Raw genomic sequence first — 14,689 nt, forward strand, 5'->3', positions numbered from 1 at the left:
ATTTAGGTATTAAGACTAGCTCAAAAGTGTGGTCAGCGCGGAAACCCTGCGTCAAAAGTAGACCTCGATCATACGATGGCATCAAGAGAACCCCATCCGCCCGCGCAGCTCTATTCGCTCGGGTGGCCCCACGACTACGACCGCCATCCGAATTGTGCAAGTGGGCGCCATAAGGGATAATGCCCCCCACTCCAGCTCGTGAAGAAGACCATGACCCCAGCCGAATACAGCGCCCTTGCCCACCCAAGATTGTCCCATCCGGCTCGCAGTCTCTACACCCTGCAGCTGCGCCGACTGGTGCTGGAAAATCAGGCTGCCCGGCTCAACTATCCCGAGCTGGGTCGGGCGCTGGCAGTGGTCGATCCGGGTGATCCCTGCGGCTTCTCGTTTCAGGTCAATGCCCGCCAGCTCACCGAGCTGTTCGATGAACTGATGGAGGCGGGCCTGCTGCAGGTCGAGGCTCAGCCCGAGAGTGAGCACTATCATCAGTGCCCGTTCCAGTTGCCGCTGCTGACCCAGAAATTGCGCAGCCCGCTGCCGGAGCGCCCCTTCCAGATGCATCTGCAATGGCGTCCGGACGAAGAGCTGCCCGCCCTCGCCCGTCTGTGCGGGGTGATCGATGCCAGCTATAGCGAAGAGGATCTGGGGGAGTTTATCGCCTACTGGCTGGGGCGCCCCGAGGTGTTCGACTCCCAGCATCAATGGATGCTCAAGTTTATTCGCGCCCTCAAGACCCGCCGCTATACCCGTCGCAAACCGATGGAGGTGCAGGGCTACCAGCAGGTGACGCCGGCCCCGGCAGAGTCGGGCCCCAGCAAACGGGCCCAACAGATGATTGAAGAGGCCAAGCGACTGGCCCAACAGCAGACGCAAGAACCCGCAGCGCAGCAGGAGCCGGATAATGATTGATAGCGGCCCCCGCCTGCAGGCAGAATCAACCCCTTGTCTACCCATCCCTGATCGAGCAGAAGGAGCATTCCATGACTGACCCGCAAGATCCCCTGCGCCAGGAGCTGGAAGAGATCGAAGCCAAGCGCCAGAAGATCGCCAAGGCCAAGCAGGATCACCGTATTCACGACCCGGAATTGAGCCGCCATGTGGGTGGCCTGCTGGAGCGCATTCGTCGCCTGCAACAAGAGACCGGCGGCGGTCAGTATGACTACGAGACCCTGCGCAAGGAGTACGATGCCAAGGCCAACGCCGAGGTGCGCGAGCTGCAGAAGGCAGCCCGTCAGGAGCGGATCCAGAAGCTGATCGCCCAGGCCGACCTCAACCCCGACTGGGTATTTGACAAGATGGATGCCGGTGACCCGGCGCTGCAATATCCCATCGAGACCGCCCGTTACTTTATCAGCGGTTTCGAGCACTGGGAGAAGAGCGGTGGCGGCTGCATGCTGATCTACGGCGACTACGGCACCGGCAAGTCGACCCTGGCGGGGGCGGTTGCGCATGAGCTGATCGCCCGTCACCAGAAATCGGTGATCTTCCAGCAGTGGGCCTCCATCGTCGATCGGCTGTTCTTCAACGTCATCCCCGACCAGGATGAGCGCAACCAGTACCGCCGCGCGCTGGAAGAGGTGGATCTGCTGATCATCGATGAGGTATCGGCCAACCGCGCCAAGATGGCGGAGAGTCAGTCCAGCTTCCTCGGCCACCTGCTGCGCCGCCGTCGCAACCTGTCAAAGAGCGTCATCATCATCACCAACCACACGCCCCAGAGCCTGCATCAGGCGATCGGTGATTTCAGCTATGAAGCGATCAAGGCATTCAATCCGGTGGATATCCACCTGAGCGGTCCCAGCCGTCGCCCCAGCATCGGCAACTACAACGGCTGATGCCTCTCAAAGAGTGCCAGTCGCTGGCGGCTCGCACTCTCTCCTCCCTGCCAGCTCACAAATAGAAACAACTCTCATTTACAGCAGGCGAACAAGCCACTAGGCTAGCCCCTTTTGCCAAGGGAACTCAGCTATGCCAACCACACTGATTTTCGGAGCCAGCCGCGGGCTGGGCCGCGCCTTTACTCATCACGCCCTGAACCAAGGGCACCGGGTCGTTGCGCTGGTGCGCAGCCCCGAGATGGCCATGGCACTGGGGGAGCTGGGAGTTGAGGTGATCGAAGGGGATGCGCTGGATCCGGCTGCGGTGCAGCAGGCATGCGCCCGGGCAGGGCAAGATGCACAGGTCGTCTCTACCCTCGGCAGCTTCCGTCAAGCCGCGCCGGTAGACTATCAGGGCAACCGCCATGTGATCGATGCCATGGATCAGGCAGGCCTGAAACGGCTGCTGCTGGTCACCTCCCTCGGCTGCGGCGACAGCTGGCAATATCTGCCTGAGCGGGCACGCGCCGCCTTCGGTCATGAAGTGCGTCTCAAGAGTCTGGCTGAGAGCTGGCTGCAGACCAGCGCCCTTGCATGGACCATTCTGCGCCCGGCGGGCCTGCAGGATGGCGACGCCACCGGCCGTGCCGAACTGAGTCAGGGCAAGGAAGTACACGGACTGGTGCGCCGCGCCGATGTGGCTGCCCAAGGACTGCGTCTGCTGGCGGATGAGACGGCGGTGGGGCAGATCTACGCCATCGGGGATCCCACGCTCCAGCGTGGCTAAAGCAGCAGTAAAACCGCTTAACCCCACCACATAACAAAACGGTCAGCCCAAGGGCTGACCGTTTTCGCTATACCGCTCACGCCATCTTGCTCGCGCTTGCACCATCCCGCTTAACCGGCGGTGGTCTCACTCTGTACGACCGGCTGACTGGCCACCGGCAGTGACTGCTGCCGCCAACGCAGCAGCAGGCAGGCCAGCGCGCCGTAGAGCAGCGCCAGTCCCCACAGCTGCCACCAGTAACGGGAAACCTGCGAAAAGTCGGCCCCCATCTGGTTGAGGCGCAGAAAACCCTCGATGGCGGGGATAGTGGGCACCCACTGAGCCAGCCAGTTGAGGGGCGCCGGGATCAGCTCCAGCGGCCAGATAAAGCCCGCCAGAAAGACCAGCGGCAGGGAGGAGATCAACACCACCTGAGTCGGCAGATCCCGCCGGGTAAAGATCGCCCCCAGCACAATACCGAACCAGCAGGTCGCCAGCAGGAACGGCAGGGCGAACAGCCACAGCTCCAGCGGATCGGCATGACGGGCGATGTTGTAGTGATCGAAGCAGAAGCCGAGGAAGTAGCTCACCGGCAGCAGGAACAACCCAGCCAGCACCAGAGTTCTGGCCAGCAGCAGCGGCAACACAGGCGCACTTTGCCAATAACCGTGCTCGCCGCGACAGCTACGCTGGTTCTGGGTCGCCCCCAAGATCCCCGCCCCCATCAGCAACACCTGATGGAGGATCAGCACGAATACCGCCGGCACCACGTAATTCACATAGCCCATGGTGGGGTTGAACACCGGTACCACGTTGAGGGCCACCGCGTTCCAGCCCATGGCCGCTTGCGGCAGTGCCTCGCCATGGCTCAGCAGCCGCGCCACCTTCACCTGCGCAGCGAGAGTGCCACCGGCCTGCGCCAACCCCTCGGCAATGGTGCCGTAGACCAGAAAGTAGGAGGCATCACCGGCATAGCTCAGGGTGACGATCTTGCCCAGCATCAGATCCCGATAGAAGTGGTTGGGGATATGCAGGATGCCGCTCGCCTCCCCGGCCATCATCAGCTGGCGCGCCTCGGCCAGCGAATTGCCCCGCGCCACCAGCTTCACCTGCGGCGTGGCATCGGCCATAAACTCCAGCTGACGGGACAACTGACTGCCATCGTCGTTGACCACCACCACCGCCTCTTCCCGCGGCAGCTGATGCAGATAGGGCTGGGGATAGAGAAACGAGTAGAAGATCACCCCGCCAAACAGGGTCAGCATGATGGCGCGATCCGCCAGCAGGGTGCGCAGCTCTAGGCGCAACAGATCGACAAATCCCAACATCACTCAGGTTCCTTCTCGGCGACGGCCACTGCGGCAGATTGACGGGCCAGCTCGGCCTGCTGCTTGTAACGGCGCACCACCAGCAGCAGGGGGAGCAGGAACAGCAGCAGCGCCCCCAATTGCGGCAGAGCGGATGCGAGGGGCAAACCATAGTTGCTCTGGCCAATCTGCAGCTCCACATAGTGAGAGACCGGCAACAGGCTGCGCCAGAAGCGGGCGAAATCCCCCATGGCGCTCACCGGAAAGGTGACCCCCATAAAGGCAAAACCGGGCGCCGTGTAAGCCCCCGCCAGCGACAGGGCGCGGGCCGGATCCCGAATGATGCCGTAAAAGAAGGCCCCCATGGTAACGCAGGCGGCCGAGGCGAGCCCCAGACCCACCACCAGCACCAGCCAGCTGCCGTGCATGGGGTAGGAGAAGCCCTTGAACAGCAGCAGCGTCCAGACTATCCCCCAACCCCAGCCAATCAGCACGTGGGGCAGCAGGGTGCGCCAGAGGCCAAACCAGACCCCGCGAGTGGTCCAGTCCAGCCCCAGCCGATCATTACGGGCCAGTGCATTGAGGCCGAACAGCACCACCAGGATCTGCCACACCGCAGGCAGAATGGCACTCAGCAGAAATTGGGCATAGCTGGAGTTGAGGTTATAGAGCGCAGTGACCTGACTGCTGATAGGCACCGACTGTCCGAGTGCACCGGGCAGCGCCTTGCCATCGGCCATCGCCTCCAGCACGCCCACCTGACCATTGAGAGTCCCTACCACCTGCGCCAGCGCCGAGTTGACCAGCTTGGCGATCAGGATGAACTGGCCGTTGTTGAATACCGTCACCTGCGGCTGGGTGCCCTGACGGGCATCCCGCTCCAGATGGTTGGGGATCACCACCAGCGCATAAATGTCGCCACCGCGCAGAGCACGCGCCCCGGCATCGATGGAGTCAAACTGTTGCGCGACCTTGAGCCCAGCCGAGCCATCCAGCGAGAAGGCAAGCTGGCGCGAGAGCACGCTTCGGTCGAGATCCACCAGCCCCACCTTGAGGTCGCGGGCCAATCCTGCCGAGAAGATCCAGCAGAGGATCCCCATCAGCAGCAGCGGCACCCAGCTCATCAGGGCACGGCTGAAGGGATCCTGCCACAGCAGCCGAAATTCACGTCCCATCAGAGTTCAACCAGCACACTCATGCCAACCCGCAGCCCCTCAACCGGTTGCAGCGGGCGAGCCTCCACCTGGAAGCTCTTCATATCGAAGCCCTGACGGGTATCGGTGGCACGCCAGGTGGCGAAATCCCCCATCACGGCCACATGGGTCACCTTGAAGCGCACGGTCTGATCGCCAAGGCCCGGGATGCGGGCATCAAACTCGGTACCGACCGGGAAGCGGGGCAGCAGATCCTCGCGCACGTGGAACTGGGCCCAGGCATCGCTCATGTCGAGCAGGGTCACCACCGGGAAACCTTGTGGCGCCAGCTCGCCGCTGCGCAGCAACACCTGACTCACTTCACCATTGTGGGGGCTGGTGATGCGGGTATCGGCCAGATAGGCCTCTACCTCAGCAACCGAACCCGCCGCCATCTTGGCCTTCTCGCGGGCGGCGATCTTGGTCTCTTCCCGCGCCCCTTCCAACGCCATCTGGTACTGCTGCCACGCCATCCCTTCGCTGTAGCGGGCGGCTTGCCAGGCAGTCCAGGCCTCGTCGCGTTTTTGCAGGGGCATTACGCCGTCGCGGTACAGGCTGGCCACCCGCTCATAGGTCTTGCCACGCAGTTGGGCGGCAGCCTTGGCTTTTTGCCACTGATCCTTGGCAGCGGCGATCTGCTGGGCACGAGCACCCTTCTCCGCCTCTTGCGCCAGCGCACCCGCAGCAGCTTCACCCGCCTTGGCCTGGCTCAGCTTGGCTTCAATCTCGGGGCTCGCCAGGGTAAAGACCAGCTGATCCTTGGTCAGCTGATCGCCCTTTTTCACCAACACTTCGTCGATGCGGCCCGGCACCTTGGAGGAGACCGAATATTGCTGCGCTTCAATCTGCCCTTGCAGATGCACCGGCTCGGGCTGATAGGCGAGCCAGAAGCGCCAGCCGAGCCAGACCACCAGGATCACCAGCGCCAGCGGCAACAACAGCGGTTTACCCTGGCTCATCTTCTTTTTGATGGGGGGATGGCTCATCACTTCACCTCGACAAACGGGCGACCCTTGGTGGTCGAAACAGACATGAAAAAAGGAACAGACAGGGCCGGGATCATGAGTTCACCTCGATCACCTGACCATGCTGATATTGATTGAAACTGTTCATCTGGCCGGAGAGCGCCAGCAGGCGGGCCAGCGATACCACATATTGATAGGCCGCCGCCGCACGTTGGGTCTTGACCCCCGCCAGCTGGTTTTGGGCATCCACCACATCAAGGGAGGTAGAGAGTCCCTGCCCGAAGGCCTTGTCCCGCAGCAGCACGTTCTCCTCTGCCAACGCCTGGGTGGAAGAGAGGGATTGATACTCCTCCAGCCCCTGCGCCGCTTCGCGCCAGGTCTTCTCTACCAGCAACTCCAGATCCTGACGGGTCTTGGCTTGCAGCAGATTGACTTGCAGCTCGGCACTCTTGGCGGCCTGCACCGTCTCGGAGCGGCCATCACGGCTCACCAGCGGCATGCTGACCCCCACCCCCACCAGCCAGTCCGGCGCGGTCTTGGAGGCGAGCGAATCATCTTCATAGAGGTTGTAGTTGCCGAACAGGAACACCTCAGGGGCATATTTGCCCTGCTCGACCCGGATCATCCCCTTGGCCTGCTCCTTCTTGGCACTGAGCAGCTTGAGACCGGGGTGCACCTCCAGGGTCTGGCTCACCAACCCCTCAAGGCGCGGCAGCTCCTTGTTGACGAACAGGCCGCTGCCCGGCTGGGCATTCGGCAACTTCAGCATGCGGCCAAGGGCCAGCTCGGCGATCTCGAGGCTGCGGCGCGCCTTCTGGGTATCGATGCGGGCCCGATCATAGGCCGACTGGGCGGAGAGGCGCTCCACCCTGGCTATCTGCCCCTGCGCTTCGAGCTTCTTGGCGTGATCCAGATGGTGGGCCAGCCCCTCTTCGATCTCCTGTTTGGTCTGCACCACCTGAGCAGCCAGCACCACGCCGAAATAGGTCTGGGAGAGGCTCTCGAAGGTGGATTGCTGCTTGAGCACCAGCAGTTGCTGCGCCTCGCTCACCTGCGCCTGGCGGATATCCTGCGCCGCATCGATGCGACCACCGGCAAACAGCGGCCAGAGCATCTTGACCGAGCTGGTCACCACATTCTGTTTGGTCAGGGGGGTGACAAATGCGTTGGCCCCGACCCCGAACAGGCTGCCGAGCGCCAGGATCAGATCTTTCTGCTTGGCCAGCGGATTGAGATCGAGGGCATCAAGTGCAATCGGCTGATCAAGATGGGTATAGCTGGCCCCCAGATCCACCTTGGGCAGATACATGTCCTTGGCCGCCTCGCGCAGCTGCTTGGCCCGATCGACCCCGGCCTGCTCGGCAGCCAGCCCTTCATCCTGCTGGATGACCCGGGTCCAGGCTTCGCCAAAACTGATGGTTTGCGCCTGCGCCGACCCCAGCACGGCACCCATCAGACACGGCCAGAGTGATTTAATGAACCTTGACGTCATAGATCCCCAATCCGCTTTTGTTGCATAAATGTTTGGAGCATTTGCTCGACTTAAGCCCGCTATCATAACGCAAAGCGGGCCTGCAAGTGGACTGACAATTATGCAGGCGTCCGACCCGAATGGTACAGCGCTCACTCTCCGGCAATCTGGCCGTTTTTCAATAACTCCAGAATTTGCAAGCCTTGGCGCGACGTTTTTTTCAGAAAAAAATGGCTGACGCTCAAATACTAACCTTTTCTCCTGCCTAAAAAATGCGTAATATACGCCGCCCTAAGCCGATGGTAACCGTGGAATGCAGATAGGTCCCCACACGCTTGAAACTCCCTTGATTGTGGCTCCCATGGCCGGTGTAACTGACCGACCATTCCGTGAACTTTGTTTGCGATTGGGGGCTGGCATGGCCGTTTCCGAGATGCTGCTGGCCAACCCGGATGTCTGGGATACCCAGAAAACCCGGATGAGGATGGATCACTCTGCAGAAGGCGGATTGCGATCGGTCCAGATTGCCGGAGCCGACCCCGAGATGATGGCGTTTGCTGCCCGCTACAACGTGGAGCAGGGCGCACAGATCGTCGACATCAACATGGGATGTCCGGCAAAAAAAGTGAATAAGAAGTTGGCAGGTTCTGCCCTGCTGCGTGCCCCCGATCAGGTCAAAGCAATTTGCCGGGCCGTGGTGGATGCAGTGGAGGTGCCTGTCACCTTGAAGATCCGCACAGGATGGGATCCGGATAACCGCAATGGCGTGGAGATCGCCCGAATCGCCGAAGATTGCGGTATCGCGGCCCTTGCCGTGCATGGTCGTACCCGAGCCTGCCTCTACAAGGGCGAAGCGGAGTACGACACGATCAGGGCGATTAAGCAGGCCGTATCGATTCCTGTTGTCGCCAATGGTGACATCAACAGCCCGGAAAAAGCCCGGTATGTCCTCGACTATACCGGTGTTGACGCCGTGATGATCGGCCGAGCTGCGCAAGGACGACCCTGGATTTTCCGGGAAATCCGTCATTTTCTTGAGACGGGCACCAAGCTGCCGCCTCCCGAGAGGGAAGAGGTTCGCACCCTGATGAACGAGCATGTAACCAACCTGCACCGGTTTTATGGTGCATATCTGGGAGCGCGCATAGCCCGTAAACACGTGGGCTGGTATCTGGATGAAGAAGAGACGGGCCGAGAATTCCGTAAGCACTTCAATGCCCTGGATTGCGCAGACGCGCAACTTGAGGCACTCGAAGCGTATTTCGATGGATTAGGTTAACAAGATAACTAAAGAGCCGACCGAATATGTTCGAACAAACCCTGACTTCTGATGCATTGGTAACAACTACTCACAATCACGCTGCCGAGCCAACCCAGCGCCCCCTGCGTGACTCTGTGCAACAGGCCCTGCGTAACTACCTGGCCCAGTTGAACGGTCAGGAAGTGATTGATCTGTACGATATGGTTCTCTCCGAAGTCGAAGCGCCGATGCTGGACGTGATCATGCAGTACACCCGTGGTAACCAGACTCGCGCTGCCGTGATGATGGGTATCAACCGTGGCACCCTGCGCAAGAAGCTCAAGCGTTACGGCATGAACTGATTGCTGGCCGCGAGCCGCGACGGCGGTTCAAGGCAGATGCGAAAGGCGCCAGGTAGCAATACCTGGCGCCTTTCCTTTATGCTCTTCCCTCCATTTCACCATGACGACCCCGATGAACCGCACTCCCCTGCTGCTGATGGTACTGGTCACCCTGCTGGCCGCTGCCGGCTGGCTCTTCTCGAAAGAGGCGATCCGCGAACTGCCCCCTGCCGCCTTTATCGGCAGCCGCTTTCTGCTGGCCGCCCTGCTGTTGCTCCCCTTGGCTTGGTTGCGTGAACCGCCGCCGACTCGCGCCCAACTGGTGCGCGCTGCCGGTTGCGGCACATTGCTCGGTGCCAGCCTGCTGCTGTGGGTCACCGCCATCAGCCAGAGCGATGCGCTGGGCAGCGGCGCCTTTATCATGAGCGTCGCTACCCTGATGGCCCCGCTGGCCGCATGGGGAGCCTTTCGGGCCAAGCCCGGCCGCCACTACTGGCTCACACTGCCCATCGCCATCGCCGGTTTGCTGCTGCTCTCCAGCAGTACCCACTGGGGCGTGTCGCTCTCGCTGTTCTGGTTTCTGGCGGCGGCCACCACTCTCGGCATCCAGCTTGCCGTCCATCGCCACTTCGCCCAATCCATTGCCCCTACCTGGCTCACCTGTATCCAGCTGGCGATGACCGGCCTGCTCGGCACCCTGCTCTCCCTGCTGACCGAGCAGTGGCCAGAGGCTGGAGTCAGCCACGGCATCTGGGGCTGGTTTGCAGCGAGCGTCTTGATCGCCACCACATTACGCTACTGGCTGCTCACCCACGCATTGAGCAAGATGACTACCGCCCACGCCGCCCTGATGATGCTGCTGGAACCGGTCTGGACTCTGCTGCTGAGCACCCTCTTCTACAGCGAACCCCTCGGCGGCGCCAAACTGGCCGGAGCCGGACTGGTGCTCGGCGCCCTGGTGCTCTACCAGCTTCCCCTGCTGTTGCGCAGTGCACGGCTCAAAACGCCCGTCTGATCCGCGTCACCGCCCTGCAGGACGGTGTCACCATTTCCCTCCTGTTTGCTTATCTTGTCCTGCCAATGATGACGTTCTGTTAACGGCATTTAACCCTTGGTATCCATAGGGTTAAAGGGCATACCCCATGAAAAAATGCCATATGGCCAGCTTGATGAAGGTCACATTCCTACCCCTCTTCGCTCCCTATGATGCCCCCATCATCGGTCTGGGCAATCCTGACGATGGCCACACATGGGAATAACAAGAGAAAAGACTATGCAGCAAACCAGCCCCCTCAAGACGGTCACGGTCAGCATATTGGCAACCGCCATGCTGATCTTTGTGGCCCAGTACCTGATAGGCAAGCAGGAGATCAAGATAGGCATCGCCATCATTCCGATCCTGCCGATGCTCTTTGCCGTCATCATTGGCATGATTGTCTCCGCCAAACCGGTCAAGGATCGCATTCCCGGCTGGAAGCAGCTCTTCACCGAAAAAGAGGAGGGCTTCTGCGGCAAGATGGTGGGCTTCAGCCTGCTGATCCTGGGTACCCAATACGCGGGGATGATCATCCCCAACCTGAAGATGATCCTGAGCGTCGGCGTGCCGTTGTTCCTGCAGGAGATCGGCAACCTGCTGCCAATCCTGATCGCCATTCCACTGGCAGTGAAGTTCGGCTTTGGCCGTCGCGCCATCGGGGCCTGCTCCTCCATCAGCCGTGAGCCGTCGGTCGCGGTGATTCAAGGCAAGTTCGGCACCGGCTCCCAGGAGTACATCGGCGTGCTGGCTATCTACCTGTGCGGCTCCGTTATCGGCACCCTCTGGTTCAGCGTGCTGGGCAGTATCGCCCCGCTCACCGGTCTACACCCGCTGGCGCTGGCTGCAGGCTCTGGTGTGGGCTCAGGCTCCATGCTGAGTGCCGCCTCCGGCGCCCTGATCAACGGTCTCGATGAGGCGCTGGCCCAGCAGGTGCTGAGTATCGCAGCTGCCTCGAACCTGCTCTCGTCTGCCCTCGGGGCGCTGTCCCTCACCTATCTGGGTCTGCCGCTCGCTGAAAAAATCTATGCCCTGACTGCCAAAGGAGAGAAAGCATGAAAAGCATCGTAATGGATATGCGGTTCGTCTTTCTGGCGATCCTGCTGGCTATGTTTACCCAGACCCTGACCACCGGCACTCCACTCTGGCTGATGGGTGACAGCTTCATCGCCATGTCACTGGTGGTGTTCGCTTCGCTGATTGCCAAGCGCTACCTGCCCTCATCCCTGCCGGCGTTTGCCTATGCCACCATCATCGGCATTCTCATCTGCCTGCCGGAAACCCCGGTACGCGGCCTCTTTATCGACGCCGTCGCCAAGATCTCCTTCCTCTCCTGCTGCGTACCGCTGCTGGCCTTTGCCGGTCTCTCGGTGGGTGGTCAGCTGGAAGAGCTGAAGAAGATGTCCTGGAAAGTGATCCTGATCTTCATGATCGTCTCCACCTGCTGCTTCTTCGGCGCCTCGCTGGTGGCCCAGCTCGGCTTCTCCATTCAAGGGATCATCTGATGAACAACATCCACATTGAACCGGCCCTGCTAGCCCTGCGCGACTTCAGTCAGGAAGTGCGCCACCACCTGCACACCATTCCGGAAGCCTCCGGCGTCGAGTTCAAGACCTCGGCCTACTGCCGCGAGCTGATGACAGGCTTTGGCTACCGTCTCACCGACTACCCGGGCTTCACCGGTTTTCACGGCGATCTGGTGGTTGATCCTGTGCTGCCGACCATCGCCTTCCGTGCCGACATGGATGGCCTCGAGATGCACGACATGAGCGACGTTGCGTTCAAGTCGACCCATGAGGGAATGGCCCACAACTGCGGTCACGACTCCCATATGGCGATCGCTCTGACCGCAGCCAAGTTTCTGGCCGCCAACCGCGATCGCCTGCTGTACAACGTCCGCTTTATCTTCCAGATGGCGGAAGAAGATATGCGGGTGCCGGGCGCCGAGAAGATGGTCGAACTGGGCTGCATGAAGGGGGTGGACGAGGTCTATGCCCTCCATAACGACGGCGCCATGGAGACCGGCACCATCAAGTTCAACCACGGTGTGATGTCCTCCTGGGGCTCCGCCTGGACGCTGGATGTGCACGGTATCTCCGCCCACGGCTCGACCCCCCACAAGGGGCTGGATGCCATCCGTGAAGCGGTGCGGATCATCGAGGACATGGACTACATCGTCGCCAAGCGCACCAGCCCGTTCAGCCCGGCGGTGTTTGGCTGCGGCATGATCAACGGCGGCACCATCCCCAACGCCATCGCCGACCATGTGCAGGCGCGCGGCACCATCCGTGCCATGGATGCCGAGACCGACCAGATCCTGAAGAACAGCTTCAAGGAGATCGTGACCCAGAGCGAACTGCGCGGCTTCAAGACCAAGATGGTCTATGCCGGGTATCCGGCGGTCGAGAACCACGCCGATGCCTGCGCCCGTCTGCTGCAAGCGGCCGCCGACGTATTGCCCTCCGAGGGGATCAACGCTCAGGGTCAGCCGATGACCGGCAGCGAAGACTTCAGCTATATGGTCAACGCCTGCCGTGGCCGCAAGGGGGCCATGTTCTTCCTCGGCAGCGGCTGTCAGGCCAAAGGAATCTGCAACTACCTGCATGCGAATCCCTATTACCTCGATGACGACTGCCTGCTGGTCGGAACCCAGATCTTTATCAATCTGGCGACCCGCAGCGCTTAATCCCGCATACCGATAAAACCAGAAGAGAGGCCAAGGCCTCTCTTTTTTTGTTTCTGTATTTTTGCTCTGTGTACGACAAACAACCCGCGGCTAGAGCCACGGCAACTCCGCCATATTGGCGGCGGGCGGCTGGTTGATAAGGTGCAGCTGCACCGTCTCCCGGCCGATATGGGGGGCGTAGAGGTGGATAAAGTCGTACATGTAGTCGCGCAGGTGGGCATGTTTGCGCAGGCAGATGTGGGTCGCGCTCGAGGCGATCAGGTGGTCGATATTGAGGCTCACCAGATCCTCCCGATCCCCCTCGTCGAAGGCCACGCTGGCAATCACCCCGACCCCCATCCCGAGCCGGACGTAGTGCTTGATCACATCGGTATCGGTGGCGGTCAGCACGGTTTTCGGCGAGAGGCCGTGGCGGCTGAAGGCATTGTCCATCTTGGAGCGGCCGGTAAAGCCGAACACATAGGTGATGAGGGGATAGCGGGCCAGATCCGCCATCGACAGCGGCTGGCAGTCGATCAGCGGATGACCGTGCGGCACCACCACGCTGCGTCCCCAGCGATAGCAGGGGACGGCGGCCAGCTCGTCGAACAGGTACATGGACTCGGTGGCGATCGCCATATCCACATCGCCGCTTTGCACCATCTGGGCCAGTTGGGCAGGCGCCCCCTGATGGAGCTGGATCGCCACATCGGGATAACGACGGCTGAACTCGGTGATCACCGCTGGCAGCTTGTAGCGCGCCTGGGTGTGGGTGGTGGCGATACGCAGCACCCCGCTGGTGGCCAGCTGCTCCCCGAGCGACAGCTGGTTGATCTGCTCCACCTGTGCCACCACCCCCTTGGCCAACTCCATCACCTGCTCGCCTACGCTGGTCAAACCGACCAGATTCTTTCCCTTGCGGGTAAAGAGGGCGAGCCCCAGCTCATCTTCCAGCATCTTCATCTGCTTGCTGAGGGTTGGCTGGGAGGTGTAGAGCTTCTCCGCCGTCGCCGAGATGTTGAAGTTATTCTTCACTATCTCGGTAAAGTTCTTGAGCCGGGCGATGTTCATCTGGGCAAGGGATCTCGCTGCTGCGGCCAACAATGCTGGCGTTGATAAGAGAGCGCGGGAGAGACCCGCAGCTAACCGCTGACCATACCACAGCGCGGCGCACGATAATCTGCCCTAGGTCAGAAAGCCGCGAGCTAGTCGCTGGCGAGCTTGATCCCGAGTCCGACAAACAGGGTGCCGATGCCCCGGTTGAGCCAGCGACCAAGACGCTGTGACAACCGAACCCTGTGGCTGGCATAGACGGTGGTAAAGACCAGCAGGTGGCACCAGATGATGCCGTCCAGATTGAAGATGCAACCGAGCAGGATAGAGGCGAGCGCCTTGTCGGGAGCCTCCGGAGCAATGAACTGGGGCACGAAGGCGAGGAAAAAGAGCGCCACCTTGGGGTTGAGCACATTGGTCAGTACCCCTTGCCGGTAAATCTGGCCATAGGAGAGGGCGGGTAAAATAGCCCCCCTCTCCATTGCTCCTGTTGCCTGCTGGCGCAGCAGAGAGAGCCCCAGATAGATGAGGTAGATGGCGCCAGCCAGCTTGATAAGGGCAAACAACTCGGCCGACGCACTGAGCAGGGCCGACAGACCGAGGGCCGCCGCCAGCACATGCACCATGACACCGGTGCCGATGCCAAGGGCCGCGACCGAACCGGCACGCCACCCTTGCGAGCCGCTGCGCAGCATGACCAGCAGGGAGTCCGGTCCCGGCATGATGTTGAGCAGCAGCCCCGAGACCATAAACAGTGCAAGATCATGAATACCGAACATCATCCCCCCCTCGTAAAGCAAAACCAAACAAAGAGGGCTCCGCAGAGCCCTCTTTACTT

General features: G+C 61.1%; 15 protein-coding genes. 9 read left to right on the forward strand and 6 right to left on the reverse strand.

What is annotated here, in order from left to right; translation table 11 throughout:
* The first annotated feature begins 210 nt into the window (after window positions 1–210).
* The 3 genes from AB5Y86_RS07175 (at window position 211) to AB5Y86_RS07185 (ending at window position 2,604) form a co-directional block, all read left to right on the forward strand.
* A complete protein-coding gene (locus tag AB5Y86_RS07175; protein WP_005349201.1) occupies window positions 211–909 on the forward strand; it encodes a DnaT-like ssDNA-binding domain-containing protein in 699 nt (232 codons plus the stop codon).
* Between the two features lie 71 nt (window positions 910–980).
* Window positions 981–1,835 (forward strand): DnaA/Hda family protein, encoded by an 855-nt coding sequence (locus tag AB5Y86_RS07180; RefSeq protein ID WP_005349200.1) that lies wholly within the window; start codon window positions 981–983, stop codon window positions 1,833–1,835.
* A gap of 133 nt (window positions 1,836–1,968) precedes the next feature.
* Window positions 1,969–2,604: an NAD(P)-dependent oxidoreductase gene (locus AB5Y86_RS07185; protein WP_368192477.1), complete on the forward strand. Its 636-nt coding sequence runs from the start codon at window positions 1,969–1,971 to the stop codon at window positions 2,602–2,604.
* Window positions 2,605–2,714: 110 nt separating this feature from the next.
* Here AB5Y86_RS07185 and AB5Y86_RS07190 read toward each other — a convergent pair whose 3' ends face one another.
* The 4 genes from AB5Y86_RS07190 to AB5Y86_RS07205 all read right to left on the reverse strand — a co-directional run bounded on the left by AB5Y86_RS07190 (window position 2,715) and on the right by AB5Y86_RS07205 (window position 7,540).
* On the reverse strand, window positions 2,715–3,911 hold the full coding sequence (locus AB5Y86_RS07190; protein ID WP_368192478.1) for an ABC transporter permease: 1,197 nt from the start codon (window positions 3,909–3,911) through the stop codon (window positions 2,715–2,717).
* Window positions 3,911–5,065 (reverse strand): ABC transporter permease, encoded by a 1,155-nt coding sequence (locus tag AB5Y86_RS07195; protein WP_368192479.1) that lies wholly within the window; start codon window positions 5,063–5,065, stop codon window positions 3,911–3,913. The genes AB5Y86_RS07190 and AB5Y86_RS07195 overlap by 1 nt, the downstream gene beginning before the upstream one ends.
* Window positions 5,065–6,069 (reverse strand): HlyD family secretion protein, encoded by a 1,005-nt coding sequence (locus AB5Y86_RS07200; RefSeq protein WP_368192480.1) that lies wholly within the window; start codon window positions 6,067–6,069, stop codon window positions 5,065–5,067. Before AB5Y86_RS07200 ends, AB5Y86_RS07195 begins: the two co-directional genes overlap by 1 nt.
* A 73-nt stretch (window positions 6,070–6,142) precedes the next feature.
* Entirely contained in the window at window positions 6,143–7,540 is a 1,398-nt protein-coding gene (locus AB5Y86_RS07205; RefSeq protein ID WP_368192481.1) for a TolC family protein, read from the reverse strand.
* A 292-nt stretch (window positions 7,541–7,832) separates the two neighbouring features.
* Here AB5Y86_RS07205 and dusB point away from each other — a divergent pair, with 292 nt between their 5' ends.
* From dusB to AB5Y86_RS07235, 6 genes are all read left to right on the forward strand, one after another.
* Complete coding sequence (dusB, locus tag AB5Y86_RS07210) at window positions 7,833–8,798, forward strand: tRNA dihydrouridine synthase DusB (protein WP_019445016.1); 966 nt, start codon at window positions 7,833–7,835, stop codon at window positions 8,796–8,798.
* A gap of 26 nt (window positions 8,799–8,824) precedes the next feature.
* Entirely contained in the window at window positions 8,825–9,121 is a 297-nt protein-coding gene (fis, locus tag AB5Y86_RS07215; protein ID WP_005309538.1) for a DNA-binding transcriptional regulator Fis, read from the forward strand.
* A 112-nt stretch (window positions 9,122–9,233) separates the two neighbouring features.
* Window positions 9,234–10,115, forward strand: coding sequence for a DMT family transporter (locus AB5Y86_RS07220; protein ID WP_005349188.1), 882 nt, complete (start codon window positions 9,234–9,236; stop codon window positions 10,113–10,115).
* 258 nt (window positions 10,116–10,373) lie between these two features.
* On the forward strand, window positions 10,374–11,192 hold the full coding sequence (locus tag AB5Y86_RS07225) for a DUF3100 domain-containing protein (protein ID WP_005339140.1): 819 nt from the start codon (window positions 10,374–10,376) through the stop codon (window positions 11,190–11,192).
* Window positions 11,189–11,638, forward strand: a complete 450-nt coding sequence (locus AB5Y86_RS07230) for a hypothetical protein (RefSeq protein ID WP_033114935.1) — start codon at window positions 11,189–11,191, stop codon at window positions 11,636–11,638. Before AB5Y86_RS07225 ends, AB5Y86_RS07230 begins: the two co-directional genes overlap by 4 nt.
* A complete protein-coding gene (locus AB5Y86_RS07235) occupies window positions 11,638–12,819 on the forward strand; it encodes a M20 family metallopeptidase (RefSeq protein WP_368192482.1) in 1,182 nt (393 codons plus the stop codon). The genes AB5Y86_RS07230 and AB5Y86_RS07235 overlap by 1 nt, the downstream gene beginning before the upstream one ends.
* Window positions 12,820–12,909: 90 nt before the next feature.
* Here AB5Y86_RS07235 and AB5Y86_RS07240 read toward each other — a convergent pair whose 3' ends face one another.
* Together AB5Y86_RS07240 and AB5Y86_RS07245 are read right to left on the reverse strand one after the other, a co-directional pair.
* On the reverse strand, window positions 12,910–13,869 hold the full coding sequence (locus AB5Y86_RS07240; RefSeq protein ID WP_368192483.1) for a LysR substrate-binding domain-containing protein: 960 nt from the start codon (window positions 13,867–13,869) through the stop codon (window positions 12,910–12,912).
* Between the two features lie 134 nt (window positions 13,870–14,003).
* Window positions 14,004–14,630 (reverse strand): LysE family translocator, encoded by a 627-nt coding sequence (locus AB5Y86_RS07245; protein ID WP_368192494.1) that lies wholly within the window; start codon window positions 14,628–14,630, stop codon window positions 14,004–14,006.
* Window positions 14,631–14,689 lie beyond the last annotated feature (59 nt).

It is taken from the genome of Aeromonas sp. s8 (genome assembly GCF_040907785.1).
Lineage (GTDB): Bacteria > Pseudomonadota > Gammaproteobacteria > Enterobacterales > Aeromonadaceae > Aeromonas > Aeromonas veronii.